The sequence below is a fragment of the Nostoc sp. genome (assembly GCF_054880495.1).
The window spans coordinates 45675-71456 of record NZ_JBTYKD010000025.1 but is presented as its reverse complement, the minus strand read 5'-3'; the positions used below and the strand labels follow the sequence as shown (position 1 = coordinate 71456).

At 42.1% G+C, this 25782-nt stretch carries 25 protein-coding genes and 3 pseudogenes; 9 read left to right on the top strand and 19 right to left on the bottom strand.

The window, feature by feature from the left end:
• Window positions 1-54 precede the first annotated feature (54 nt).
• Complete coding sequence (locus ACYTXL_RS02945; RefSeq protein ID WP_461923435.1) at window positions 55-1203, bottom strand: DegT/DnrJ/EryC1/StrS family aminotransferase; 1149 nt, start codon at window positions 1201-1203, stop codon at window positions 55-57.
• A gap of 310 nt (window positions 1204-1513) precedes the next feature.
• Here ACYTXL_RS02945 and ACYTXL_RS02940 point away from each other — a divergent pair, with 310 nt between their 5' ends.
• On the top strand, window positions 1514-2290 hold the full coding sequence (locus ACYTXL_RS02940) for an ABC transporter permease (protein ID WP_461923434.1): 777 nt from the start codon (window positions 1514-1516) through the stop codon (window positions 2288-2290).
• On the opposite strand, the gene ACYTXL_RS02935 is transcribed toward ACYTXL_RS02940, so the two are convergent.
• Window positions 2279-2560, bottom strand: a complete 282-nt coding sequence (locus ACYTXL_RS02935) for a ribbon-helix-helix domain-containing protein (protein ID WP_461923433.1) — start codon at window positions 2558-2560, stop codon at window positions 2279-2281. The genes ACYTXL_RS02940 and ACYTXL_RS02935 overlap by 12 nt on opposite strands.
• Before the next feature lie 288 nt (window positions 2561-2848).
• Here ACYTXL_RS02935 and ACYTXL_RS02930 point away from each other — a divergent pair, with 288 nt between their 5' ends.
• The gene (locus ACYTXL_RS02930; RefSeq protein ID WP_461923432.1) at window positions 2849-3460 is read left to right on the top strand and encodes a hypothetical protein; all 612 of its coding nucleotides are present in this window, start codon (window positions 2849-2851) and stop codon (window positions 3458-3460) included.
• A gap of 231 nt (window positions 3461-3691) precedes the next feature.
• On the opposite strand, the gene ACYTXL_RS02925 is transcribed toward ACYTXL_RS02930, so the two are convergent.
• From ACYTXL_RS02925 to ACYTXL_RS02900, 6 genes are all read right to left on the bottom strand, one after another.
• Complete coding sequence (locus ACYTXL_RS02925) at window positions 3692-3937, bottom strand: hypothetical protein (protein WP_461923431.1); 246 nt, start codon at window positions 3935-3937, stop codon at window positions 3692-3694.
• 276 nt (window positions 3938-4213) lie between these two features.
• Window positions 4214-4987: a hypothetical protein gene (locus tag ACYTXL_RS02920; protein WP_461923430.1), complete on the bottom strand. Its 774-nt coding sequence runs from the start codon at window positions 4985-4987 to the stop codon at window positions 4214-4216.
• Between the two features lie 41 nt (window positions 4988-5028).
• Entirely contained in the window at window positions 5029-5184 is a 156-nt protein-coding gene (locus ACYTXL_RS02915; protein WP_461923429.1) for an alpha/beta fold hydrolase, read from the bottom strand.
• An 18-nt stretch (window positions 5185-5202) separates the two neighbouring features.
• The gene (locus ACYTXL_RS02910) at window positions 5203-5628 is read right to left on the bottom strand and encodes a hypothetical protein (RefSeq protein WP_461923428.1); all 426 of its coding nucleotides are present in this window, start codon (window positions 5626-5628) and stop codon (window positions 5203-5205) included.
• 98 nt (window positions 5629-5726) lie between these two features.
• The gene (locus tag ACYTXL_RS02905) at window positions 5727-6377 is read right to left on the bottom strand and encodes a hypothetical protein (protein ID WP_461923427.1); all 651 of its coding nucleotides are present in this window, start codon (window positions 6375-6377) and stop codon (window positions 5727-5729) included.
• Window positions 6378-6578: 201 nt separating this feature from the next.
• Window positions 6579-7679, bottom strand: a complete 1101-nt coding sequence (locus ACYTXL_RS02900; protein ID WP_461923426.1) for a D-alanine--D-alanine ligase family protein — start codon at window positions 7677-7679, stop codon at window positions 6579-6581.
• Between the two features lie 322 nt (window positions 7680-8001).
• On the opposite strand from ACYTXL_RS02900, the gene ACYTXL_RS02895 reads away from it, so the two are divergent.
• A complete protein-coding gene (locus ACYTXL_RS02895) occupies window positions 8002-9693 on the top strand; it encodes an NAD-binding protein (protein WP_461923425.1) in 1692 nt (563 codons plus the stop codon).
• 111 nt (window positions 9694-9804) lie between these two features.
• On the opposite strand, the gene def is transcribed toward ACYTXL_RS02895, so the two are convergent.
• Entirely contained in the window at window positions 9805-10335 is a 531-nt protein-coding gene (def, locus tag ACYTXL_RS02890; RefSeq protein WP_461923424.1) for a peptide deformylase, read from the bottom strand.
• A 132-nt stretch (window positions 10336-10467) separates the two neighbouring features.
• Window positions 10468-11721 carry an HhoA/HhoB/HtrA family serine endopeptidase gene (locus ACYTXL_RS02885; RefSeq protein ID WP_461923423.1) on the bottom strand — a complete coding sequence of 418 codons (1254 nt, stop codon included), beginning with the start codon at window positions 11719-11721 and terminating at the stop codon, window positions 10468-10470.
• 164 nt (window positions 11722-11885) lie between these two features.
• On the opposite strand from ACYTXL_RS02885, the gene dnaA reads away from it, so the two are divergent.
• Window positions 11886-13268 carry a chromosomal replication initiator protein DnaA gene (gene dnaA, locus ACYTXL_RS02880; RefSeq protein WP_461923422.1) on the top strand — a complete coding sequence of 461 codons (1383 nt, stop codon included), beginning with the start codon at window positions 11886-11888 and terminating at the stop codon, window positions 13266-13268.
• A gap of 314 nt (window positions 13269-13582) precedes the next feature.
• On the opposite strand, the pseudogene ACYTXL_RS02875 reads toward dnaA, so the two are convergent.
• The 4 genes and pseudogenes from ACYTXL_RS02875 to ACYTXL_RS02860 form a co-directional block, all read right to left on the bottom strand.
• A pseudogene (locus tag ACYTXL_RS02875) lies at window positions 13583-13978 on the bottom strand (type II toxin-antitoxin system VapC family toxin); the annotation flags it as partial.
• A 12-nt stretch (window positions 13979-13990) separates the two neighbouring features.
• Window positions 13991-14299 (bottom strand): annotated as a pseudogene (avd, locus tag ACYTXL_RS02870) (diversity-generating retroelement protein Avd); the annotation flags it as partial.
• Window positions 14300-14557, bottom strand: a complete 258-nt coding sequence (locus ACYTXL_RS02865; RefSeq protein ID WP_461923421.1) for a hypothetical protein — start codon at window positions 14555-14557, stop codon at window positions 14300-14302. It lies immediately after the preceding pseudogene.
• A 9-nt stretch (window positions 14558-14566) separates the two neighbouring features.
• On the bottom strand, window positions 14567-14956 hold the full coding sequence (locus ACYTXL_RS02860; protein ID WP_461923420.1) for a sugar ABC transporter permease: 390 nt from the start codon (window positions 14954-14956) through the stop codon (window positions 14567-14569).
• A 258-nt stretch (window positions 14957-15214) separates the two neighbouring features.
• Here ACYTXL_RS02860 and ACYTXL_RS02855 point away from each other — a divergent pair, with 258 nt between their 5' ends.
• Entirely contained in the window at window positions 15215-15499 is a 285-nt protein-coding gene (locus ACYTXL_RS02855; protein WP_461923419.1) for a hypothetical protein, read from the top strand.
• Window positions 15500-15519: 20 nt separating this feature from the next.
• On the top strand, window positions 15520-15915 hold the full coding sequence (locus ACYTXL_RS02850) for a PIN domain-containing protein (protein WP_461923418.1): 396 nt from the start codon (window positions 15520-15522) through the stop codon (window positions 15913-15915).
• 68 nt (window positions 15916-15983) lie between these two features.
• Here ACYTXL_RS02850 and ACYTXL_RS02845 read toward each other — a convergent pair whose 3' ends face one another.
• Window positions 15984-16424 carry a hypothetical protein gene (locus tag ACYTXL_RS02845; RefSeq protein ID WP_461923417.1) on the bottom strand — a complete coding sequence of 147 codons (441 nt, stop codon included), beginning with the start codon at window positions 16422-16424 and terminating at the stop codon, window positions 15984-15986.
• Window positions 16425-16974: 550 nt separating this feature from the next.
• Between ACYTXL_RS02845 and dnaN the strand changes: the two genes are divergently transcribed.
• Window positions 16975-18138, top strand: coding sequence for a DNA polymerase III subunit beta (dnaN, locus tag ACYTXL_RS02840; RefSeq protein ID WP_461923416.1), 1164 nt, complete (start codon window positions 16975-16977; stop codon window positions 18136-18138).
• A 368-nt stretch (window positions 18139-18506) separates the two neighbouring features.
• On the opposite strand, the gene ACYTXL_RS02835 is transcribed toward dnaN, so the two are convergent.
• The 3 genes from ACYTXL_RS02835 to ACYTXL_RS02825 all read right to left on the bottom strand — a co-directional run bounded on the left by ACYTXL_RS02835 (window position 18507) and on the right by ACYTXL_RS02825 (window position 22063).
• Window positions 18507-19694, bottom strand: coding sequence for a TRC40/GET3/ArsA family transport-energizing ATPase (locus tag ACYTXL_RS02835; protein WP_461923415.1), 1188 nt, complete (start codon window positions 19692-19694; stop codon window positions 18507-18509).
• Between the two features lie 687 nt (window positions 19695-20381).
• Window positions 20382-21212, bottom strand: a complete 831-nt coding sequence (locus tag ACYTXL_RS02830; protein WP_461923414.1) for a peptidoglycan-binding domain-containing protein — start codon at window positions 21210-21212, stop codon at window positions 20382-20384.
• 299 nt (window positions 21213-21511) lie between these two features.
• Window positions 21512-22063, bottom strand: a complete 552-nt coding sequence (locus tag ACYTXL_RS02825; RefSeq protein WP_461923413.1) for a 2'-5' RNA ligase family protein — start codon at window positions 22061-22063, stop codon at window positions 21512-21514.
• 226 nt (window positions 22064-22289) lie between these two features.
• On the opposite strand from ACYTXL_RS02825, the pseudogene ACYTXL_RS02820 reads away from it, so the two are divergent.
• Window positions 22290-22473: pseudogene (locus ACYTXL_RS02820) on the top strand (IS982 family transposase); the annotation flags it as partial.
• 126 nt (window positions 22474-22599) lie between these two features.
• Here the strand turns inward: ACYTXL_RS02820 and ACYTXL_RS02815 are convergent.
• Complete coding sequence (locus ACYTXL_RS02815; protein WP_461923412.1) at window positions 22600-24213, bottom strand: NAD(P)H-quinone oxidoreductase subunit 4; 1614 nt, start codon at window positions 24211-24213, stop codon at window positions 22600-22602.
• A gap of 725 nt (window positions 24214-24938) precedes the next feature.
• Between ACYTXL_RS02815 and ACYTXL_RS02810 the strand changes: the two genes are divergently transcribed.
• Entirely contained in the window at window positions 24939-25673 is a 735-nt protein-coding gene (locus ACYTXL_RS02810) for a glutathione peroxidase (RefSeq protein ID WP_461923411.1), read from the top strand.
• The last annotated feature ends 109 nt before the right edge of the window (window positions 25674-25782 follow it).

Sequence of the window (25782 nt, the reverse complement as noted above, 5' to 3'; positions counted from 1 at the left end):
ATGGAAATTCCCTACTCCCTATTCCCTATTCCCTATTCCCCATCCCTACTCCGCTCACCCCAAACAATCTTTCAAAGCATAAATCACCTGATCTTGCTGCTGTTGTGTCAGTTCTGGGAACATAGGCAAGGATATGACTTCATGGCAAGCTTGCTCTGCTATTGGTAAGTCCCCAATTTGATAACCCAGACTTTGATAAACTGGCTGCAAATGTAAAGGGTGGGGGTAGTAAATCATTGAACTCACGCCCTGTTCTTGCAATTGACTACGCAGCCAATCTCGATATTTGGCGCTAGAACCATTTCGCCCTTCGCCTGAGATGCGAATAGTGTATTGATTCCATACCCCAATACCCCCAGGTAATTCTTGGGGCGGGATTATCCCCGGAATTTTACTGAGGAACTGGTAGTAATAGTTGGCAATATCTCGTCGGCGATCATTCCAAATATCTAAATAACGTAGCTTAATCTGCAAAATAGCCGCTTGGAGAGCATCCAAGCGGCTATTTACACCGATTTCTTCGTGTAAATATCGAATTTTACTACCATGATCCCGTAGTATTCGCAGTTTAGTGGCGATCGCTGGATCATTAGTCGTTATTGCCCCACCATCGCCACAACCACCAAGATTTTTGGTAGGGTAGAAACTAAAGCAACCAATATGTCCAATGCTTCCAAGTTTTTGATCAGCCCAAATTCCGCCTGTAGACTGAGCGCAATCTTCAATTATTGACAAATTGTAAGACTGAGCGATCGCCATCAATGATGTCATATCCACAGGTTGTCCAAATAGGTGAACCGGGATAATCGCTTTGGTTTTGGGTGTAATCGCCGCCGCTACTTGCTCCACATCCAAATTAAACGTAGTAGCGTCAATATCAACGAAAACAGGCTTTGCACCGACGGCGCTAATCACTTCCGATGTAGCAATAAAGGTGAAAGGCGTTGTAATCACTTCATCGCCTGCACCAATTTCCAAGGCTCGTAACGCTAAGTAGAGCGCATCAGTACCAGAATTACAAGCCACACATTGACTAACAGTATTATAAGCAGCAAACTGTTGCTCAAAGCCTTCGACTAAGGGGCCGCCGATATAGCGGCCAGAAGCCAGAACCTCTAAGACGGCTGCACTTACTTCTGCTTCAATGCTGGTGTATTGCTGCTTGATATCAAAGGCAGGGATGGGATTTACACTTTGGATCATGAGTTATGATTTTATCGGGAGATACATAAGGATGCACTTCGACAGTCAATTTTTGCTTAATCAAATAGGAGCTACTAAAAGACTATCGCCCAAGATACGCATCTATTAGGGTTTTTACTTAAATCGTCGGGCGGGAAACTACCGCACATTTAATTTACAGATAGTAGGCATACTAGGTGTTTGCCATCTTAAGGTTGTACCATTTTGAATTGATGAAAGTGATATATATCAACCAAGATCCAACACATCGGACCAAAGTTCCTCTTGTGTGGGCTGCTTTGAGAAGAAAATACTAGGAAATAGAGAACTCATGCCGGATTTAATCAAGCTGGATTTCGTGGATTTAGCTATTGCTGTGGGATTGATGGCGATCGCCATTGGTTTATCTGCCTGGGAAAAATTAGGATTAGAGTTGAACTTAGCCCTTGCTACTGGGAGAACCATCTTACAACTTCTTGTATTGGGATACATTTTAGATTTCATCTTGGCTTTAGACAATGCTTGGGCAGTTTTGGCGCTATTAGCAATAATGCTGACAATTACGGCGATTGTCGCACGAAATCGCATCGGCCAAAAAATTCCTCATCTATTGCCTTTGGTATGGGGTGCAATTTTAATTAGTACGGCCCTGACAGTGCTTTACACCAACTTTTTGATCATTCAACCAGAGAGATGGTACGAACCACACTATATAATTCCCCTAGCAGGCATAGTTTTAGGTAATGCTACCAATGCAGCTGCGATCGCAGGCGAGCGCCTTGTCAGCACCATTAACTCCAGCCATCTCGAAATAGAAACCCATTTGAGCTTAAGTGCAACTCCAGAGCAAGCAGTTAGTCAGTATCGTAAAGATGCCATCAAAGCCGGATTGATTCCCACTCTCAATCAAATGATACTCATAGGTATGGTCGCAATACCAGGAATTACCACCGGACAGTTATTAACTGGTGTTAAACCCCTGGATGCTGTATCCTACGAAATTTTGATTATGTTCATGGTTGCTTTCGCTAATTTACTGACAACAGTTTTACTAACTAAGGGATTGTGTCGTCAGTTTTTTAACTCCGCCGCACAGTTAGTAAGGTGAGCGGTTAATCTCAAGCTTCAAAGCTTCCCACTGAGGCGGGGCAAATTCTGCCTCCATCTGCAAAACTTCCCTTTGATATTCTAGGTCATTTGCTATTTCTGCTAAGGCTGCATCAATTTCTGCCCGTTTTTCAGCAGCTAGTTCACGCCGTAATCCCCGTGTTACAAACTCGTTGCGGCTTTTGGCTTTTCCTGACTCAATAGCTTTATCCGTTGCCTCTAACAAATCCTTTGGGAGGATCAACGTTGTGCGAACTGTCTGTTGCTCCATACCGTTCTAGCAAATGATGTTTGGTTTGATGACTTTTATAACATCATTTTATTCATAATTGATTTCTTTCTATTGCAGTACGTTAGACATAAGGTTGTAACGCAACGGCAGTTATGATCTAAGAAAGCCTGAGCTACACCTGCCTCCCCTACTTAAAATTTGCACCTCATTGCGGCTCTACCGCGAGTAAACTTAGATCTAGGCAAAAGTCCTATAAAAAATACTTAAATTTGCATCTCACATTTTATTAAAAAAAATGACAGAGTTATCAATAAAAGGTAAATTAAAATGGCATTTAGTAATTATAAAAGTATTAGCACAGTCATTAAAAAGTTTCAAATTAAATATGTACAGTCTAACTTTATGTTGGAACTAAGATTTCCTGTTGAACAATCTTTTAAAGAAGAATTAGATTTGCTCTTTACAGATGGAGTTATTGATAATTCTGAAGATGCTATTTGTGAAAATCTCATCTATCCAGTATTGAAAGAAGTATGGAAAACTTACCGAAGTAAATTAACACTTTGGAGTCATGAAAGATTAGCTTACGATGAAGATTTATCAGGGGTTCCAGATTATACGGTGACACAGCGAAACCCTCTGGGTACGATTGTTTTTGATAAACCTTATTTTTTGATTGTTGAAGCTAAACAGGACAAATTTGAAGAAGGTTGGGGTCAGTGTTTAGCTGAAATGATCGCAGTACAGCGAATTAATGATGATTTTGCCAGCGATGTTTTTGGGATTGTTTCTAACGGCAGAATATGGGAATTTGGAAATTTGATTGCTGATGTGTTTACTCGAAATAAAAATTTGTATGTAATTCAAGATTTAGATAAATTATTTGCGGCGGTGAATTATATTTTTCAACAATGTGAATTAAAAATACAAAAACAATAACATCATGTATTCTCCCGATAAAATTAGAGTGACTTTTTGCTTCGATAATGACCATCTCAACCCAAAACGAGTTTGACAGCCTACCAATAATTCCACTTGTATGACGATGCGACAATCAAAGCGTTGAAGTGATAGGCTTGATAAATAGTGAGGCAAAATTTAATATCTTGCCCTATAAACTCGATATCAAGTTAGGTACTATTTGGGATGAACGCAGAGGCATTATTTCAGTTAGTAGGCAATCTCAGTTAAATAATATGAAATACTAAATACAAATATTGCTAAGAGAACAGGAATTATTTTACTAAGGTCTATTCGTCTTTTTTGAACTATTTCTAAACAAGACATCGGAATCATTAGAGGCCAGAAGATAGTTGTTACCAAAAACATCACAACTGATAAAAATTTATCTTCTGGAGTGGAAGCAGGATGACGTAGCAAAAATATTAACCAATTGCTTAAAAAATAGCATGTCATTAACAGATAACCAATAGTTAAAGTCAGTTGTATCTGATTCACCGTGACTACTCCTGAAGTTATGCGAGCTTCACTAAACATCATCCGTACAAAGTTATAACATATACAGTTGTCATGTCATCCCGTATTTGAAATAAGCACTCCCCTCTCCTTGGCAAAGAGAGGGGTTGGGGATGCAGTGCGTTGTGTATTTTCCCAGAGTTGTAGCAACTGGCGTGGTGAGGTTGAAAAATCTACTTATGCAAACTCCAAGCGCTATAGCTATTAGAGTAATAACTAAGCTGTCTTAAAAAATCGAATAATTTCGCGGACATGATCGAGAAATTGCCCGTCGGTGGAAAGTTGCGCGATCGCATTTCTGGCTTCTCTCCCCAAACGCTCATGTTCAGTTTGATTTGTCGCCCGTAATTCTTCTAAATTAGCTGCAATCCGCGCTAAATCTCTACGAGTCTCTTCGCCAAAGCGTTGTTGAGTTGCGGGTAATGAATAGGGTTGTTCAGGGTTGAGTTGATCTTCTAATGACTGGATTTTTTGCTCCAATATGGAGAAGCGATCGCGTAGTTCAAAAATATCTTCGCGCGGATACTTCCATTCTTGGCGAATCATCGCTAACCGTGCATATAAATACTCATAAGCCCGAATCGCTGGACGCAGAATTGTTAATAACAAAGCTGCACCAGAACTTATATACCCAACTGTACTAATACCAGTGACAGCGAGGGTATAAAGACCAACGGCTGAGAATAAGTGTAAAGCAATGGCAACCCAGAGCGATCGCTTTGCCAAAAGTGTGACATACTTCACTTGTTTCTCATCAACTGGAATTCCTTTCTCAGTTGATTGTGCTGCTTCTGCTAATACTTCTTTGGCTTGAAAATGCACATTCCACGGTACAGTAACAATTACCAACAGCCACCAAAAACTGGCACCACCAATCACCCAATCAAGAAAGTTACCAGCAGGGATATGCAACCATTGCAGTAAGCCAAAAGCCGTTAGCACCACAACCACAATTCCAGCAATGGAACTGATAAAAAAGTTAATATACATCTTGCCCTGTCCTTAGTGAAACTATCACCTCGATTATTGATCTAACGTTTGTAAACCAAGAAACCCGTGATCACATCCAAAAGTGCTTCTGGTTCATCTGCGCGGATCAAATGACTGCTATTCTCAAAAATTATTAAATCGGCATTCGGAATTGCTTGAGCAATTTCAATATCAACAATCTGATAATTTACTTCCATATTAGACGTGTCTGAAAATTATTGGATGAGATAGCTACGCCAAATTGATTGAGTATCTTTAATACCTTTTTCTGGAAGTAGCAATCGCCAAGTTTTACCTTCTTGCTGAATTTGCAGGTAAACGTCAAAGGGTTTTTGTGGTTGCGTCAAGCGCCGTTTTGGTAACTTAACAATTAAGTCGTAGGTTCCCCGAACCCGGAAAGCTGGTAAATTTTCAATCGTTAGGGGTTGTTCCTGGGTAATTGATAACCGCTTGATTTCAAATCCTTGAAAATCTAGATCCAACTGTTGGCTAAGTTTTTGTTGAGTTTGTTCTAGCCCAAGTGCGATCGCTTTTTGCACTAACTGGCTAGTCGGTAGCAGTCCAATACTGCCACAAGCTGTTACTAGCACCAAGAATATTGCTGTCAAAACTAACCGCACTATGTTATTCACTCTAATCATTAGTTATTGGACAATATAGATACTAGTAAAGGCACGGTAGAACCGTGCCCTAATTTGCAAAAAGTATTATTTTGACAGGTTTTTGCTTTACAGTAGTATTAATACTGACGTAAAATTGCAGATAATGAACTATCTTTACGAAGATCCATCAAGTCTGCCAAAGGTTCTTTGGGCGTATCTAAGTGATGCTTGTGTTCTGCTGGTAGAACCGTCACCAGATGTTTTGTTTTCGGTTGCATCTGCATAAGGGGCATCAGTTGTTGCTGTGGCACAAAAATTGGTTGGTTCTTGGGAAGACGCGGTTCCAATTTTTGGTAATTGCTCTGTGCCAAGCGTACCTGATGGCGATTAATCTGTTTTTGGACTTTTTGCGGTTGCTTCATCCACTTCAGCATTCGGAAAATGAGCAAGCAACCACTACCACAACTGAGGGCGATCGCAGCTACCATCCATAAAGGTGTAGGATTACTACTCTCAGAAGCCGCATTGATTGGTTCTTCAACTATAACTGGGATTTTTTCTGGTTCTTCTTGTGCTACCGGGCCAGCATTACCTAAGCTATACAGGGCAAAGACACCACCTCCAATAAACATGGCTAAAAACCCAGTTAATAATAGCCAAGGATGATGTGCAACCAGATATATCAGAACATTCGAGCTTTTTCTTAGTCTCGATTTCCTGTTTGTCAGCTCTGGAGTAGCCCCTTTTGCTTGGGTTCGCTCGCGCTGTACACTCTGACTTTTTTCCATGATTACTTTCAGATTTGTACCCCTCTAGTCCATAAATTGTACTGGAGGAGTGAAGCATCAGCTATCCGTAACAAAAGTTCCGATTTAGGTAGCTTTTTTGTAAAATATACGCTACCAAATTCGGCTAACTTTTGCCACAATTCTGTATTTCTGATGACTTTTTACCGTAAAAATCTGAAATCAGTTCGCTTATTTTCTCCATCAGCTAGGAGAATGCCTTTCGATCGCCAGTTGAATTAACCGATCAACTAATTCTGGAAAGGAGACTCCACTATGCGCCCAGAGTTGAGGATACATACTGGTTGCAGTAAAGCCTGGTAAGGTATTGATTTCGTTAATCAAAACTTCTTGTGTTGCTTCCACATAGAAAAAATCTACCCTTGCCAACCCCGCAGCGTCAACAGCTGCAAAAGCTTGCAAAGCCATATCTTGAATTTGCCGAGCGATCGCATCTGGAATCGGTGCAGGTATCAGTAAATCTGCCCTACCTTCAGTATATTTAGTTTCATAATCATAAAAATCGCTGTCATAAGTAATCTCTCCAATGACAGAGGCTTGGGGTTGATCATTACCTAAAATGGCACACTCGACTTCCCTAGCGACAACACCAGCTTCTACAACTAACCGTCGGTCATAACTGGCAGCATTATCTAAAGCAGCTTCTAATTCTGGGCGCGATCGCACTTTGGCAATACCCACTGATGAACCCAAATTAGCCGGTTTGACAAAAGCCGGATAACCTAATGCTGCCTCAATTTGATCACACAGTTTCGGAAATATACAAGGATTAGACCAAACTTGCGCTCTAGTGATCGCCTTATATTTTACCTGCGCTAGTCCCGCTTGCTCAAAGGCAATTTTCATGGCAATTTTATCCATTCCCATTGCCGAACCTAACACCCCAGAACCAACAAAGGGGACTTGCATCAAAGTGAGTAATCCTTGAATTGTCCCGTCTTCACCATTGGGACCGTGGAGAATCGGAAACCAAACATCCACTTGGGCAACTTGAGAGGGAGATTGCCACTTACTCAGGGTTTGGGCTTGAGGGTTGGATGTCAGATGTCCTTCAGATGTTGATTGTTCCGATTCCAGTAGCGGACTGCCGGTTGCTAAAACCTTTTCGGGTGCTTCTCCGGCTAGCCAACGTCCATCTTTTTGGATGTAAAAAGGTAGGATTTCGTACTTAATAGCATTTTCCTCTGCACTTAAAGCTTTAGCGATCGCCCGTGCTGAATTGATTGAAACTTCATGTTCTCCCGAACGACCGCCAAACAGTAACCCCACGCGCAGCTTAGTCATTTTCGGTTCCTCAACACTTCTCAAGCAGATAGCGTATCACAACCTACCAAAGTTGCCATATTTTTCTAGATTATTTTATTCAGGACTTAGGCAAACAATAGCTGAAAAGAATGATTTTTAAGGTAGGGGCAATTCATGTAGCTTTAGTTGACCGCAGGGTATTGCCCCTACCGCGTGTAGTTTTGTGTAAGTCCGATTATTGCCTCCTGCCTCCAATTAAAACAATCGTGTTGTCAGCTACAGTTATATTCCAGAAAAATGGGCAACAATATTCATAAATAACTAGAAATGCAGCCCTAACTATAAAAGATGCTGCCGTTTCATGAAACCTAGAATTATTGTTTGTGGCTTAGGACGTACCGGATATAAAACCTTTCGTTTGCTGAGACAGCAGGGAGCCTTCGTTGTTGGTATTCATCACCAATCTATCCCTGGCGAAACAACACCAGATGTGATTGTTGGCGATTTACAAGCAGCTGCTACCCTAACAGCAGCAGGAATACAACAGGCACACACTTTAGTAATCGCTGGATCTAAAGATGCTCTGAACTTGTCTATTATGATGCAAGCGCGAGTGCTGAATCCCCAGATTCGGATTATCAACCGTTTTTATAATACAAATTTAGGGGAGCGCCTAGATCAAAGTTTGTCAGACCACTTGAGTTTGAGTGTTGTCGGATTAGCAGCACCCGTATTCACCTTTGCAGCACTGGGAAACCAAGCGATCGGACAAATCAAATTATTTCAGCAAATTTGGCCAATTCACGAAGAATACATTGATGAAAACCACTTCTGGAAGGGTCGAAAGCTGAGTGAATTGTGGTCAGATCGATCGCGGATGCTGATTTATTACTTGCCAGCAGAAGGTGATATGGATTTAGTCTCAGCTGTGATATCTGGACAAGAGATACAAGTAGGCGATCGCTTAATTGTTGGTACACAACCTCGCATCCGTTCTCCTCGGAGATCATTAATTAAAAAACTGCTGAAAGTCCTGACTAATATTAGGCAGTTTCAGCAACACGGGCGATCGGTATTGGTGGGTGCGATCGTACTATTGGCAGTTATTGGGATTGCGACACTCACTTATATGTCGGCTGAGTTGAATGTGTCTCCTGTCGATGCTCTATATTTTTCTGTAGGCATGATTACTGGAGCGGGTGGTAATGACAAAGTAGTAGAAAATGCTCCTAACAGTATTAAGTTATTTACCGTTGTAATGATGCTGGTGGGAGCAGTGGTGATTGGTATTTGGTATGCAATGCTCACCGATTTTGTCTTAGGAAGCCGCTTTAAGCAATTTTGGGATGCAGCCCGAATTCCCCAGCGATCGCACTACATTGTCTGTGGCTTGAGTGGTATTGGGGTGAGAATTGTCCAGCAACTCCACGCCAGTGGACATGAAGTTGTCGTAGTTGAACCCGACTCCAACAACAAATATATCAACACCGCCCGCGAACTAGGTATTCCTGTAATTCAGGGTGATGCCAGCTTCCGCACAATACTTAAAGCCAGCAATATAGACTCTGCCGCCGCCGTGCTTGCTGTTACTAGCAATGATGCTACCAATCTCGAAATTGCCCTCAAAGCCAAAGGCTTAACACCCAGCATTCCGGTGATTGTTCATTATGCCGATCCCGATTTTGCTGGCATAGCGCAACAGCTATTTGGATTCGAGGCCGTACTGAGTTCAGCTGAACTAGCAGCCCCAGCTTTTGCTGCTGCTGCACTGGGGGGACGCATCCTTGGCAATGGCATCGCAGCAGATAGTCTTTGGGTGGCCTTTGCGACTGTGATTACACCTTCACATGGCTTTTGTGGTAAGTGGGTAAAAGATGTAGCTATGTCTGCTGAATGTGTACCTTTGTACGTAGAGAAAAATCACCAAACCCTTCACGGGTGGGATTTATTAGAAGCTAACCTCAGTGCTGGTGATGTTTTATATATGACAATGCCAGCAACACGGCTATATCAATTGTGGCGAGACGAGGGAGTTTGTGAATCACCCGCTTAAGCCGATTCCCACAGTCATTGCAACCCGCAGATCCCCGACTTATGAAAGAAGTCGGGGATCATGTTTTTCACGAATGATTCCAGATTGCTATACACTACTCCCCACTCCCATTTATTTTTTAACGATTCGTTCTTGGTATTCCTGCTCAGTGATCATATCGAGAGTGTTTTCAAGACGATCTACAAATACGATACCATCAAGATGATCATATTCGTGTTGAAAAATCCGAGCGATAAAATCGGTTAATTCTTGCTTTTGTAAGTTGCCTTGATAGTCAGTGTATTCCACTTCAATAGCTTGATACCGAGGAACTAACCCTCTAATTCCTGGAACACTTAAACAACCTTCCCAATCTTTGACAACTTCAGTTGAATGAGCAATAATTTTGGGATTAATCATAGCAGTAGGTTCCATTTCCGGGGCGTTGGGATACCTAGCATTAGGATGGGAAGCCACAATAAATAAACGATAGGATTGTGCAACTTGAGGCGCAGCAATTCCCACGCCGTTAGCCTTAGCAACAGTGGCGATTAAGTCTTGAATTAATTTTTGGATATGTTCATCTTGAATATTCTCAACCCAAGCAGCTTTTTGTCGCAATGTTGGATTGCCTAATTGAATGATTGGCGCTAATTCAGTCATGATAAAACTCCTTTAACTAATGGGGAGTGGGTAAATTTTTATAACTCCAAACTCCTGTACAGACGCGATTAATCGCGTCTCTCCAAACTCCTGTACAGACGCGATTAATCGCGTCTCTCCAAACTCCTAACTTCACTCTTCACGTCTCACAGGCAAAGCAGCAGGTTGGATATCTACTTTGACAATTTGCCGATTGCGTTCCACTTCTATTGGTAACTTAGTACCGATTTTGCTATTTTCTACTAGCTTTTGTACTTGTTCAATTTTAGTAACAGGCTGGTTATTAATCCTTCTAATTACATCACCAACTCGTAATTCAGCCGCAGATGCAGGCGATCGCGGCACAATATCAACCAGCAAAACACCGTCATCTGCTGTAAGATTGAAGCGATCGCCTACGATATTTTTTATTCTTTCTTTATTTTCTGGTGTCAATGTCACCATCTGAACACCCAAATAAGGATGATCTACCTTGCCTGTAGCAATTAATTCTTGGGCAATTTTTTGCACAGTATTAATGGGAATCGCAAATCCCAAACCTTGAGCGCCTTGAATAATAGCTGTGTTCATCGCAATCACTTGGCCACGGGTATTTAACAGTGGGCCACCGGAGTTACCAGGGTTAATCGCAGCATCAGTTTGGATGTAATCAACCCGCTTGTCACTAGCACCGATGTCGCTACTAGAACGACCTGTTGCACTAATTATCCCAGAAGTAACGGTATTATTCAAGCCTAATGGATTACCAATCGCAATTACAGCCTCTCCTGGTTGCAAGGTATCGGAGTTACCTACAGATAGAGTTGGCAGATTATTAGCGTCAATTTTAATCGTAGCCACATCCGTTACCGGGTCTTCACCCAAAACTTTACCATCAAAAGTCCGACCATCTTTGAGTGTGACAGTAACTCTATCAGCACCGTCTACCACATGGGAATTCGTCACAATTTGACCTGATGAATTAATGATAAATCCAGAGCCACTACCCCGCTCTACCCGTTGTCTAGACTGTGGCGCATTGTCTCCAAAAAACCGCCGGAAAAAGGGATCGGTATTAAATTCGTCTGATCCGCCAGAAGTGATTGTTCGGGAAGAATCAATGCGAACTACCGCAGGCCCCACTTGTTGCACGACTTTCACCACAAAATTAGGATCTCCAGACGAAGAGATAATTCGCGGGGGGACAATTACCGGATTGGGTTCTATTGTCTTTTGGGCTTGAGTCTCACTTTGTTGAGTCTCAAACGTTTTAGCAGGTAGAAGAGAGCAGCTCCCCAAGAACACCACTGATACCCCAGATGAGAGCATCCACAACCCGTGGGGTAAACCCCTGGTATTAATCCTTTTTAGCTTTTTGGGCGCTGAGTCATGGTTTGTTGTCTTCATGTGTCGTTGCTTCTCCGTGTCAGTCAGTGGGTGTTAGGATCTTGCCTACCGAGTATGTCCCAAAATGATTACAACTTAAAGCTTATTCTAGGTCTAGCGTCTCTCAATGCTAAATTGGTGCTTTCATCTTCTATTGTGACAATTAACAGCAGAGGTGGTGAATAATGGAAATTCCCATAGAAAGTTTGTGGAGTCAGGTACTAGAGCGCCTACAGCTTGAACTATCCCAACCTACCTTTGAAACTTGGATCAAAACTGCTAGTGCAGAGCGATTAGAAAATAATTGCTTAGTTATCCGCACTCCTAACCCATTTGCTCGTAATTGGTTACAGAAGTATTACATCAATACCATTGCTCATGTAGTACAAGATATTCTCGGTCATCCTGTAGGAATTTACATTACCGTTGCTGAAGGTGATGAAGTTTCTCATTTTAGTGAACCAGAAGTTTCTTGGGAATCACCACATCCCAGCCGGATTTCGGAAAGTATTCCTAATCACAATCAAAAAACTACTGAATTAAACTCTAAATATATCTTTTCACGATTTGTAGTTGGCGCCAACAATCGGATGGCTCACGCTGCTTCTTTAGCAGTTGCAGAATCTCCAGGTAAAGAGTTCAATCCTTTATTTTTATGTGGTGGTGTAGGTTTAGGTAAAACTCATCTTATGCAAGCCATTGGTCATTATCGCTGGAAAATTTCTCCTGATTGTAAAATATTTTATGTTTCTACTGAGCAGTTTACTAATGATTTAATTACAGCGATTCGTAAAGATAGTATGCAAAGCTTTCGAGAGCATTACCGTGCTGCTGATGTTTTATTAGTTGATGATATTCAGTTTCTTGAAGGGAAGGAATACACCCAAGAAGAATTTTTTTATACTTTTAATACTTTACATGAAGCTGGGAAACAAGTTATCATTGCTTCCGATCGTCCTCCTAACCAGATTCCTAGCTTACAAGAACGTCTTTGCTCTCGGTTTTCTATGGGCTTAATTGCAGATATCCAAAAGCCGGATTTAGAAACGAGAATGGCAATTTTGCAGAAAAAAGCTGAGTATGAAAATATTTCTCTTCCCCGCGATGTGATTGAGTATATTGCTTCTAACTATACTTCTAATATTCGAGAATTAGAAGGAGCATTAATTCGAGCCGTGGCTTATATTTCTATTTGGGGCTTACCGATGACAGTGGAAAATATCACACCAGTTTTAGAACCCCCTAATGAAAAAATGGCAGCTACCCCAGAAGCAATTTTAAAGGTTATAGCGGATAATTTTGATCTTTCTATAGATGACCTCAAAAGTAACTCGCGGCGAAGAGAGATTAGCTGGGCGCGTCAAATAGGAATGTATCTAATGCGCCAACACACGCCTCTGAGTTTGCCAAGAATTGGCGAGGAGTTTGGGGGCAAAGATCATACAACGGTGATCTACAGTTGTGACAAAATTACTCAACTTCAGGATAGCGATCGCACCTTAGCACAAACATTACGCCAACTGAGCGATCGCATCAATATGACTAGCCGTTCCCAAAAACCATCCTGAAGATGGATTTAAGTTTTCCACAACCAGCACTCTGATTATTAGCTTTGACAGCTGAATAATTAGTCGAGAATATTAAGTAACCTCTAAAAATTGATTAAATTTAACTTAGATTAGCGAAAATACATTACTTTTTGGGGAAAAAACTGTGGAAAACTTCATATTTTCTAGTAAAACTTAATTAAGTATAATTACCTTGTGGAAAAGTATCTGAGTTTTTCCACAAGTTTTCCACAAGGTAAACCTAACGATGATTTCAACAGAAATTGTGGCAGGTTTCCCTCAATTTACTGGCATCGCTATTGCAAATACTCTCCTCACTCCACCAACAACTCACCCACCACTAAAATCCTCAACTCCATCACCCGCTTCAAAGCTGTATCATTGGTCAAAAATATCTCACAACCAGCAATTATTGCCGCCGCCACCTGCAACGCATCGGGTAACTGAAGGTTATAACGTACCCGAATTCTCGCAGCTTCTCGCGCAATATTAGCATTAATCTCCACAAAAACTACTTCATCTTGTTGCAACACATCGACAAAAGCCTGCTCTAAATCTACTAACCCCAGACGTATAGCACCCACCAAACACTCTGATAATGTTATTGCAGATGCTACTGCTGTAATGTCAGCTTCTAACCGATCAAAAATTGGATCGACTAAATCCACAAACTGCGGATTGCGTTCTACAAAATAAATTACGGGTGCTGTATCGAGAAACACGCCTAAATCTATACCAATGTCATTTAAAAGCTTTTGTGCATATTCATAGCGCTCTGTTTTAATTAAATTAAACTCTAGAAGTAACCGAGTTTGATAAGGTATAATCTCTAACTTAGTATTCAACACTTCTAATTGAGCTAATTTCTGCTTTGCATACCTTGCTACAATTAAACCATCTAACAAATTATATAATTCTGTAATTATCCGATTTCCCAGCAAGAATTTATGATCTCTTGGCAGACGATTTAGAATTGGCACGTACCACTTGATTAAATCATAAGTTTTCTGTATTATTGGTAAATCACTCATTCAAAATTTAGCTAAAAAAATTTGCTCGCGCAGAGCGCGAGAGAAATAAGAGAAGAAGGGAAAAGAAAAAAGCGAAGACGTGCAAAAGGGCAAGAGTGTAAGCACAGTAATATTTGACTCAGGAAAGTCACCCATTTCTGGGTTCACCAACACTCGCCTCATCGCCTCAACATCTTTGACAGCAGCTAATAGCGGTTTTAATTCTTCATTCTGATCATCATACTCACTAACCCCTATCAGCAGTGCAAACTTAGCCATGTTATTATCTTATGTATTTGTCTTCTTCAAAAAATCCTCTGCTAGCTTCTGAGCAAATTCCAAATCCTCACGACTACTAGCTTCTAACTTAAGTTCTCTGCCGTCTGGTGCTTTGATTTCTACCTTCATTGATTTGTTGCCCAATACTCTGCCCAGAAACCCAAACAAAGGTTTGATCAGGGCTGGATTGACTACAGCTTTTAATGTCCCCAACTCAAAACCCCCGAAAGCTTTTGAACCTTGAGGGGCTTCTGTAACTGCCACTAAATCTGCATCTTCTACTCCATCCACGTCTTTAATCTGTGGGAGCAAATTCTGCACTTGTTTTTGCAACTCTTCTTGGTCTAACCCCAGTTCGGACAAGGAAATAGTCACCTGAACATTAGATGTGGTTTCCATGATGAAGCATCAGATGTGGTGTTAACAGTATCTCTGATAAATTGTACTATTTTTTTAGCTATAGATATTACACCGGGCAACTGGAATTCGCGGCTACACAAACGAAATCCGCTTTGATTTCTGTTCGCGCAGTGTGGCGTAGCCATAATTACTTGGCTTGGTAGGCAAGAGGATTTTAAAAGATTAAGGTGTACCGAGTTTTTTTTTAAATCAAATAGGAGTCCCGTAGCATATAACTAGACTAGTAAAAGGTTCGCCATGACCCCACAACTCGAAGCGGCGATCGCCGCCATCCAACTGCTCTCATCTACAGAGCGCCTACAACTACTACAAATCCTCACCCAAATCGATTCCGCCTCAAATTCCCAAACCGATCTCAAAACCCTCAGTAGGGAGTTTTGGCACGGCTGCACGCTCAAGCAGCTACTTGCCACACAAACCCAACCGTTTATAACCTCAAGGATCTCGCCGCTAACTTTTGGCCCGAAGAAGACTCTATTGAGGACTTCCTCACCTTCCTGCGACAGCAGCGCCAAGAGGTAATCTAATCTAATCAAACTCCTATGAGTCTTCTGCTTATCGATACTGACATTGCCTCCTTCATCTTCAAAGGTAGTGACTATGCTTACCCTTACCTACCACTTTTGAGTAGTCAGGAATTAGCACTGTCGTTTATGACCGTCGCCGAACTTCTTCAGTGGGCAATTTTGCGTCAGTGGGGCGATCGTCGCCTTCCAGAGCTAGAGCAATACTTGTCAAATTACCTCATCATTCCAGTCGATCAAACCTTTTGTCGGCAATGGGCGCAGGTACGTGTAGAGCGACAAAGCGCGGAACGAGCAATTTCACCTCAAGACGCTTGGATTGCTGCAACGGCTCTACGCCATGACTTACCCTTAGTCACTCACAACATCAAAGATTTTCTAGGAATTTCCAATTTACGGCTTATTACTCCTTGAACGGGAGAGTGACGATGTTGTGGATCTCCCGTTGGGTAGGCATTGGCTTTCTATTGTATTTTAGCTAGCTAACTGCCGATCGCACTCGATACCCCATTCATAGATCCATTTACAGAAGAAAGCTTAACAAAATCGGTTGCCAAAGGATTGGTGAGTTTGGAATTGCCTGCTACACTTCGCTTATTCTTGGTATTACCTCGTCGCGCACCACCCGCCATCTCGTATTCCTGGCTGCTTTTACCGTAACGGCTGGCAACTCCTAGTAACATTTTTTCTGACATTGCTATTACAACCTGTTCTGCGTTCTTCACGTCATCTGTGAGTTTGTCAATCGTAGATAAAGCAGTGTTGTAGGCACTAAGCTTAGACCGGAGATCGTTAATTGTCATAGTGTAAGCTTGTATAGTCAGTCCTTCGCCAAAGTCAAGTTGTACACTGATAGATTGTAAACTTTCAATCCGGCGTTCGGCTCGCTCTAAAACGTTAGAATTTCTTTTACGACGTGCCATAATGCATCTCTGCTACTAGGGTTATAGTACTGTTTTATACAAAAGTATCTGGGTTGTCATGGGAAAATATCACAAAGAAGTGCGATCGCATTTACAAAAAGTTTAGTTAATTTCACGTAGGATATTTTTATATTTGCGGTAGCGAATAAATTCATAAGTTCATTACAACAAATGCTGCAATGATTTAAGTGTTTGTTATATATCTCAGATAAATTGTTGCAAAGTATTAAGCATTTGGAGCAATTGCTTATACATATATAAGAAATACTTAAGTTTTTGTTATATATCTCAGATAAATTGTTGCAAAGTATTAAGCATTTGGAGCAATTGCTTATACATTTATAATAAATGCTTAAGCGTTTCTTATGAATCATCCAATATTAGCTGCAAACGTTTAAATTTTCACAGTCTGAAGCGTAGATGCGGTGCCCTTCGACAGGCTCAGGGTAAGACCTGCGGTGGGCTGTTCGGTGACGCACTAAGCAGAAAACAGCGATCGCCTATGAACAATAAGGATGTTACGATATCTTTCACCAGCTGAATCTGACTTATGAAATTAGTTTGCTCCCAAAGCGATCTCAGTACAAATCTCTCACTCGTCAGTCGTGCAGTACCCTCACGACCAACTCATCCGGTACTTGCGAATGTGCTACTACAAGCCGATGCTGAAACTAAGCAAGTCAGCTTAACAGCCTTTGATCTCAGCTTGGGAATCCGCACCAGCTTTAACGCAGAGGTATGGCAAGGAGGCGCGATCGCACTTCCTGCTAAATTACTTGTAGACATCACCTCTCGTCTTCCAGAGGGTGAAATCACTTTAGACGATGAATCAGCCCTCACAGGTGCAACATCTGGTGGAGAAGGTTTAATAGTCACACTCACACCCAAGAGTGGACATTACCAAGTACGAGCAATGGGGCCTGAAGAGTTTCCCGAACTACCTATAATTGAAAATACGGAAGTAATCTATCTCACCACCGCCTCATTAATTGAGGGCTTACGCGGTTCCTTATTTGCTACGAGTAGTGATGAAACCAAGCAAGTACTTACCGGAGTGCATTTAACAGTTAAACAAGATACCCTAGAATTTGCAGCTACCGACGGACATCGCCTAGCAGTAGTAGAAACTAGCAACGAGCGTCCTCTAGGCGGAACTAGTCAGCTAGAAGTGACAGTACCAGCTAGAGCATTACGCGAACTACAACGAATGCTAGCTCATAACGCCTCATCAGATCAACCTGTAGCTTTATATTTTGATCAAGGTCAAGTTGTGTTTGCATGGCAAAATCAACGCTTGACTAGTCGCACATTAGAAGGGCAATATCCTGCCTATCGACAACTAATCCCGCGCCAATTTGAGCGACAAGTCACAATTGAACGGCGACAATTTGTCAGCACTTTGGAACGGATTGCTGTACTAGCCGATCAGAAAAATAATATTGTCAAGGTCAGTATTGACAGTGAAGCCCAAGAAATTACCTTATCTTGTGAAGCTCAAGATGTGGGCAGTGGTCGAGAGTCAATGCCGGCACAGATTTCTGGGGAAAATATAGAGATTGCCTTTAACATTAAATATTTGATGGAAGGCTTGAAAGAATTACCATCTTCCGAAATTCAAATGCATTTAAATCAAAGCCTAACTCCAGTAATTTTTACGCCACTAGGCGGTTTGAAAATGACCTATTTAGCTATGCCCGTGCAACTTAGAAGTTAAAAAAACGTAGCGACTTTTAAGAGGTTGTTTTAAAAGTGGTTGGCTGTGATTTTAAGCACTTACTGATCCCCCCTAGCCCACGCCAGTCGCTCCGCTTGGGGAGACCCCAGACGCTCGCAGACTCGCTCTCCGTGGCGCTATCGCTTTTAGCGTCTCCCCAACTCTTGGAGACGCTGCGCGAAGGGAGAAGACTGCGCTGGCTCCCCTTCAAAAGGGGGGAACCGGATCAAAGTCCCCCAATTTATCGGGGAGCCACTGCGCCCTTGCGGTTTCCCGACTTGTACTCCTTAGGAGAACCCGCAGGGTAGCACGTGGCGTGGATTTAGAGGGATCTAGAACGTTTTGCTAACATTACCGTGGCAACAAACTTAAACTCTTATATTCTCAGCAAAGCTGATTTTTAGATAGTCGTCTTCCATCTTTGCCCCTGCTGGTTGTAGTGCTGCTAAGGCTTGTGGTAAAACTAAGTTACGACGGTGGTTCCCAATAGTAATGTTTAATTCGTCTCCGGTTTTACTCAGTTGAACTTGGTTTTTAGGAATACCGGGTAAGTAAAGTTCTAAGCTGTATTGGTTTCCCTCTTGCACGACTCTTAGAGTCGTTTCTTTGTAATAAACCTGAATCGGATCTTCATCTTTATAAAGGGTTTCCTTCAGGCGTTCTAATGCAGCCAATCCGCACATTTCCTCAGAAAAAAGTGGAACTTCTTTCACAGGTAGAGGGTGGAAATTATCATGAATTTCCTGGCGATATTGCTCCTGACTTTCCTTCCAACGTTGGAAAAATGGGTCTTGGACTTCATTGGGAATAATCCGATTAGCTACTATTAAATCTGTTGCAACATTATACAAACTCAGATAAGCATGGGCACGCAGAGACTCTTTAATCACCATCTTTTCGGGATTAGTAACCAGACGCACTGAGGTTTTAGTATTGTCTGTTAATACTTTTTCCAGAGCTTCAATTTGTTCATAAAACTCATAAGGTGCATCCATCACTTCTTTATCAGGTAGCGAAAAACCAGCAATTGGTCTAAAAAAAGGTTCAACCAGAGGCCGAAGTGCCACCGAGATGTTTTGAAATGGTTTGTAAAAACGGCGCATATACCAGCCACCGATTTCAGGTAAACTCAGCAACCGCAGTGCTGTGCCGGTGGGGGCTGAGTCGATAATTAAAACATCAAACTCGCCTTCATCGTAATGGCGTTTCATCCTTACCAAGCCAAAAATCTCATCCATGCCTGGTAAAATTGCCAATTCTTCAGCCTGTATGCCGTCTAAACCCCTTGCCTGTAAAACTTGGGTAATGTAACGTTTCACAGCACCCCAGTTTCCCTCCAGTTCTTGCAGTGCATCCAATTCAGCACCCCACAAATTTGGACGAATTTTTTGGGGTGTATGTCCCAGTTCGATGTCAAAACTGTCTGCCAGGGAATGAGCGGGATCTGTACTTAAAACCAATGTCTGATAGCCTAGTTCGGCACAACGCAGTCCAGTTGCAGCAGCAACGGAAGTTTTGCCCACGCCGCCTTTGCCGGTCATCAAAATTACACGCATAGATGCTTCTGTCCTGCCTGAGGATTTTATTACATTTATTTACATTATCGACTGTTTAACTAATTTCAGCAGAAGTCCCACATCTCACTCTTAGGAGTATGGGACGGCAGTTGCTTTACAGCTATTTTCAGGTATATAGACCACGCGGTAGGGGCACAGCAATGCTCATTGGTGTCAACTTAACGTAGAAGTTAGGCAAGGCATCCTCACCCCCACCCCCTCTCCCAAAATTGGGAGAGGGGAGCAAATTCTCTAGTTCCCCGAATCCCAAGTTGGGAGAAGGGGTTAGGGGATGAGGGCAAAACGCCTTCTCAAAACAAATTTTTTCTTAAGTTGACACCAATGAGCTTTTTCTGTGCCCCTACGATAAATCTATATGTATCAGGGTTTGTGTGAAATGGTATAACCCCCTTCCCGACACGGGAAGGGTAGAAAATTCAAAGTCTCTCTCCTTCTAGGCTACCGTGTACACACAAGTCATCAAATTACCCAAAAATCTTGAAAAACCTCACCCTGGTTCTGCTACGCAAAACCTGTCCCTCTCCTTATTAAGGAGAGGGAAAGATTTACCCTTGGGTAAAGCGAGGGTGAGGTTTTGATTTGTGGGTTGTAGAATCTACACAGTAGCCTTTTAGGAGAGAGATGAAGAAGAGAGGTTTTCCAGATGACCTGAATTGTCAGATGAGTTTACTTTTTATTCCAAAGACTTAAAAATGCTTGAGAGATGACTGGAGTCATCTGACTTTGTAAGTAAGTTAGTGCATCACGATTGTTTTGATTGTTGTCATCATAATAAGTGAACACATTCGTCAGCTTGACAATCTCAGGATTTTGATCATTTGTCCCCCTCCATTTGTTAGTAAGTTTGTATAAAACGTCCTTGGGTATATTTTGTTGTAAATTATTTAAGGCTGCGATGTAAGAAGGATTTTGAGGATTCTTTTGGAATTGGAGCCACAAATCTATCAGCTTAAGTTGGGACTGGGGCTGCGGCTGGGGCTTATTTGCTAGACTAGATTGCTGTAGAATTTGACGCTGTTCAATAGTGGCAATGCCATTTTCAGTTAAACCCTGAGATTTTTGAAATTTCTTGACTGCTAAATAAGTGGCTGGCCCATAAAAAGCCTTGTCTGGAGGAATTTCGGCATTGGTTGCAAAACCGTGAAACTTCAATCTATTCTGAAGCCCTTTGACTGTATCTTCCATTACAGTTCTAGTCTCAGCGTTAGCGTTACCATCTACTAGAAGTTTTTGTGAATACTGTTTCTGAAACCTTTTAATTGCTTCTTCGGTAGGATTATCTGTTAAGGAGTTGTTATTCCGCTTCCAGGGAGCAAATTTAGTGAGATCCGGCTTAGGATCTATCTCAGGAGCTAAATATCCCAGCCCGATCAATATATGACGGATGACTTCAGGGCTATAAACGGTCATGCTTTTTGCTTCCTTTGCGACTAAACTAGCATTTAATGTATCTGGTTTGACAAAAAGTAAGTAAGTAGAAATAAAAAAATCTAACATGTCTTGTTTACAAGGCGTTTCAAAAGTTAAGCGATGTGTGACGACAAGCTGCTTCTGTAGGAGACGTTCGGCGTAGGCGACTACACACCGAGAAAAAGAAAGATGGTTTTAAGTCTTGGTGGGCGATCGCGATCGCTTATTCTCAACTATTGATGATGATACTACGCAATGTTTCCTTTACACCAGCTTGCAAGTGGCTCTCCGTAGTTGTGCGATGCTCTGAAAAATGCCCACCTCGATCAGCAAGCGCAGACTTATGCCCAACAATTGGAGCGATCGCTTTTAACTATTTCACCAACTCATTGCTCACTAGTCAAAAAACCAAACTCCGATTTAATATTCCAGCGATTACCGTCGTGAAGCAGCAGCGTTAATTTGTCAGCATTAAAATCAAAATCCAACTGACGCTTTTTAAATTCTGGCCAAGCAGCTTTAAAGTTTTGCTTTGTTAAATCCCGAAACGCAACCGTTATATGGGGTGCAAAAGGGCGGGTTTTAGAAACCTTGTCAACAATTCCCAAGTTGCCTTCTGTATAAGCCATTAAATCAGCTTGCAAAGTTAAAAGCTCTTGACTTATGACGACATTAATGTATATAACACGGGGCACAAAGGCATCAAACCCCCTGAGTTTAATTACTACTGGCTGTTGTCCACTGGCAAACTCCTTCAAGGATGCTTCTAGCAGTGGCAAGTTAGCATCTGGCCATTCAAAGGGCGGTTGCAGGGTAATATGAGGCGGAGACTTTAGCGCCCCGCTACTAGCATAGCGCTCAGCAAAGTCCTGCTTAATCTGGTTGGCGTAGTCTTGAATGTCTTGCGGTGGTAAAAGGGCGACAAAAAAACGGCTCATTCAATTTTAGATTTTAGATTTTGGATTATTAAGATCATTGCTGTTGAGTATTGAACGGCAAACGCCCAAAGGATATTACAGATGATAATAGATATAGCGGTGCGTTACGGCTGGATGATCTGCGATCGCACCTACATAACCCAAGTTGCTAGTTACAGATTCAGGCGATCGATCGCGACCACTTAAACAATAAAATCCCCTCCAGTGAGAAAATTTGGAGGGGCTGATGTTAAATGAAACAATTGCGATCTATGCTATCATCGACAACCTACTCAAGGCCATTGGACACCGTGAAGATATTCGTTGTGAGATGAGTGATGCAGAAATAATTACTACGGCACTGGTTGCCGCAATGTTCTTCTTTTGTTTATCACAGTAAAGCTTGTGACTATATGAAAGACCATAAACTTACCCTCTGCTTCGCGGTTTACCACTTTTGATTATTTCGTTGATCATTACCGTTATCCAAAATTTTAGGGGTGGTTACAAAACCACCCCTTTATTCCCCTCATATTTAGAATTTAGTTGCAGTTAATTTACTCAGAAATATTAATCGAACTTTCAACTTGAGAATTAGCCAATGTTGGTGCAGAGAAAATCCGCGAGTACAGACTTGATGGTTGCTGATGAGCAACAACTGGTAGAACTTGACGAGCATGGGCGGCTAATTCCACTGCCTTTACATCATAAGTCTGCGTTGCCAACTTGGGATAAAACCCGATTCCGATGATTGGCAGCAGCAAGCAAGCGGTAATAAATATTTCGCGGGGTTTCACATCAGATATTACAGCATCCAAGTGCAACTCTTGACTTTGCTCACCGTAGAATACTTGACGCAGCATCGATAGTAAATAAATCGGTGTCAAAATCACGCCAACGGCTGACAGCAGCACGACTACAACTTTGAAGCTGGAACTGTAAACATCACTCGTGGCGATACCAAGAAACACCATCAACTCACCCACAAAACCACTCATTCCGGGTAAGGCGAGAGAAGCCATTGAACCAATGGTAAACAGAGCAAAGGTTTTGGGCATTACTTTAGCCATACCGCCCATTTTATCCATCATCAAGGTGTGGGTGCGATCGTAAGTCACGCCAGAGAGGAAGAACAAGCTAGCAGCAATCAAGCCGTGGGAAACCATCTGTAGCACTGCACCACTGATACCTAGTTCTGTGTAGGAGGCAATCCCAATCAGCACAAACCCCATGTGGGCAATTGAAGAGTAAGCCAAGCGACGTTTGAGATTGGTTTGAGCAAAAGCACAGCAAGAACCGTAGACAATATTTACTACACCTAAAATCGCTAAGACTGGCGCAAAAGTCACATGGGCATTGGGCAACATTTCCACATTGAAGCGGATGAGAGCATAACCACCCATTTTTAACAACACACCAGCCAAAATCATCGAACCGGGTGCTGATGCTTCACCGTGAGCATCAGGTAGCCAAGTGTGTAAAGGGAAAATCGGTAACTTCACACCGAAGGCTATCAAGAAACCTGCATAAACCAACAATTCCAAGGTTTTGGGGTATTCTTTCATTCCCAGAGTCGCCATGTCGAAGGTGACGGTATCTCCAGAGAATGCCATTGCAAAACCGGCAATCAAGATAAATATTGATGCGGCGGCGGTGTAAAGAATGAACTTGGTAGCGGCATAACGGCGGTTTTGTCCTCCCCAGATGGAAATCAGCAGGTAAACCGGCACTAACTCGATTTCCCACATCAGGAAGAACAACAGCAAATCCTGGGCGACAAATACCCCAAGCTGGGCGCTGTACATCGCTAACATCAAACCATAAAATAATCGCGGCTTGGTGGTAACTTTCCAAGCCGCGAAGATTGCGAGGGTATTTATTAAACCTGTCAGAAGCAGTAAGGGCATCGATAATCCATCAACCCCCACCGCCCAATGCAAACCTAACTGTGGTACCCAAGGATAGTTTTCTACAAGTTGGAGTCTTGAACTTTGGAAGTCGTACTTATACCAAAAGGCATAAATCATCAGTGCAAAGTCAGCGATCGCAATGCCCAAACCATACCACCGGACGGTTCTACCTTCTTTGTCTGGGATTAGGGGGATGGCTAAGGCAGCCACCAAGGGTAAGAGGATTATGGCTGTTAGCCAGGGAAATTCAATAGCATTCATCACTTCTGACAATCAATTTGCTTTCTCGCTTTTAGTTACATTATATGAAGCAATTTTTACTTTTGTAACCTTTATTGAAGTCTAAAAGATTAAATTTTTACTTCCAACAGGAATATATACTCATCGAATGTGAATTTATCAGGATAAATAAGAATAAATACTTATCATATTTTGACTGGTTCCATTTTAAATATAAACTTTTGCAACGTCAACAAAAACGGCAGCTAAAGCCCAATACGCTTGGGTTCAGGCTTAACTCTTTGTCAAAGTCAATTTTTTTAACCAGCTGCCTTCTTTACGAGATGCTGCGCGATCGCAAATCTCAAATCGTTTGACAATTGTTCAAACTTCCCCATGCGATCGGACATCGGGAACGGAGATTGTCTTACAGCTATTTTTAGGTAAATAGACCACGCAGTAAGGGCACAGCATTGCTGTGCCCCTACGACAGATGTGGTGCAAATAGATGAAAACTGCTGTAAACTCAGTAAAGAAGGGGTTGTAATAACCAGGAGTCAGAATTCAGGAGTCAGAATTGGTGAATACTCTACCCATAAAGGGATAAAGTTTTAATCAGGAAGAATATTTAATACTAGTTTTGCGTACACTTTGGCAGGCTCAGTGACCGCCAGGGACGAAAGCGCGTAGCAGGATGAAGTAAGGTTTTAACCAGTTCTCGCATGATAGGTTATGACTGGAATTAATTACTAAAGGCAAGCAAAATTATGTTCACCGATCGCAAAGGGCAAAGAGTACCGAATGTTACTTTCCATACTCGCAATAACAACGACTGGGTGGACGTGACAACCGATGAATTGTTTGCTGATAAGACAGTGGTTGTCTTCTCTTTACCAGGTGCTTATACTCCAACTTGTTCATCAACTCATCTCCCTGGCTACAACGAATTGGCTAAGGTTTTCAAAGAAAATGGTGTCGATAATATTATCTGTATTTCTGTCAATGATGCCTTCGTGATGAACGAATGGGCAAAGGATCAAGAGGCAGAAAATATCACACTAATTCCTGATGGTAATGGTGAATTTACTGAAGGCATGGGTCTGCTGGTAGATAAATCAGACTTGGGGTTTGGGAAGCGATCATGGCGTTATTCTATGCTGGTGAAAGATGGTGTAATTAACCAGATGTTTATTGAGCCAGAAGAGCCAGGAGATCCCTTTAAGGTGTCCGATGCGGAAACAATGCTCAGATACATCAACCCCCAAGCAGTGAAGCCGGAAGTAGTTTCTCTGTTTGCGAAAGTCGGTTGTCCCTTCTGTGCGCGTGCGAAGGCGATGCTCAAGGAACATGGCATCAACTATGAAGAAATTACCTTGGGTAAGGATATCACCACGCGATCATTAAAAGCAGTTACAGGTGCGACAACAGTTCCCCAAGTGTTTATCGATGGTAAATTAATTGGTGGTTCTGAGGCATTAGAAGCTTACTTTGCAGCTAAGTAGGTTTTAGTTGGAGCGCACAACTGTTACCAAAGTCATAATATTTTTTACCGCAGCCTAGCCACAGATCCCCGACTTCTTTGAGAAGTCGGGGATCTTTTTTTCAAAAGTC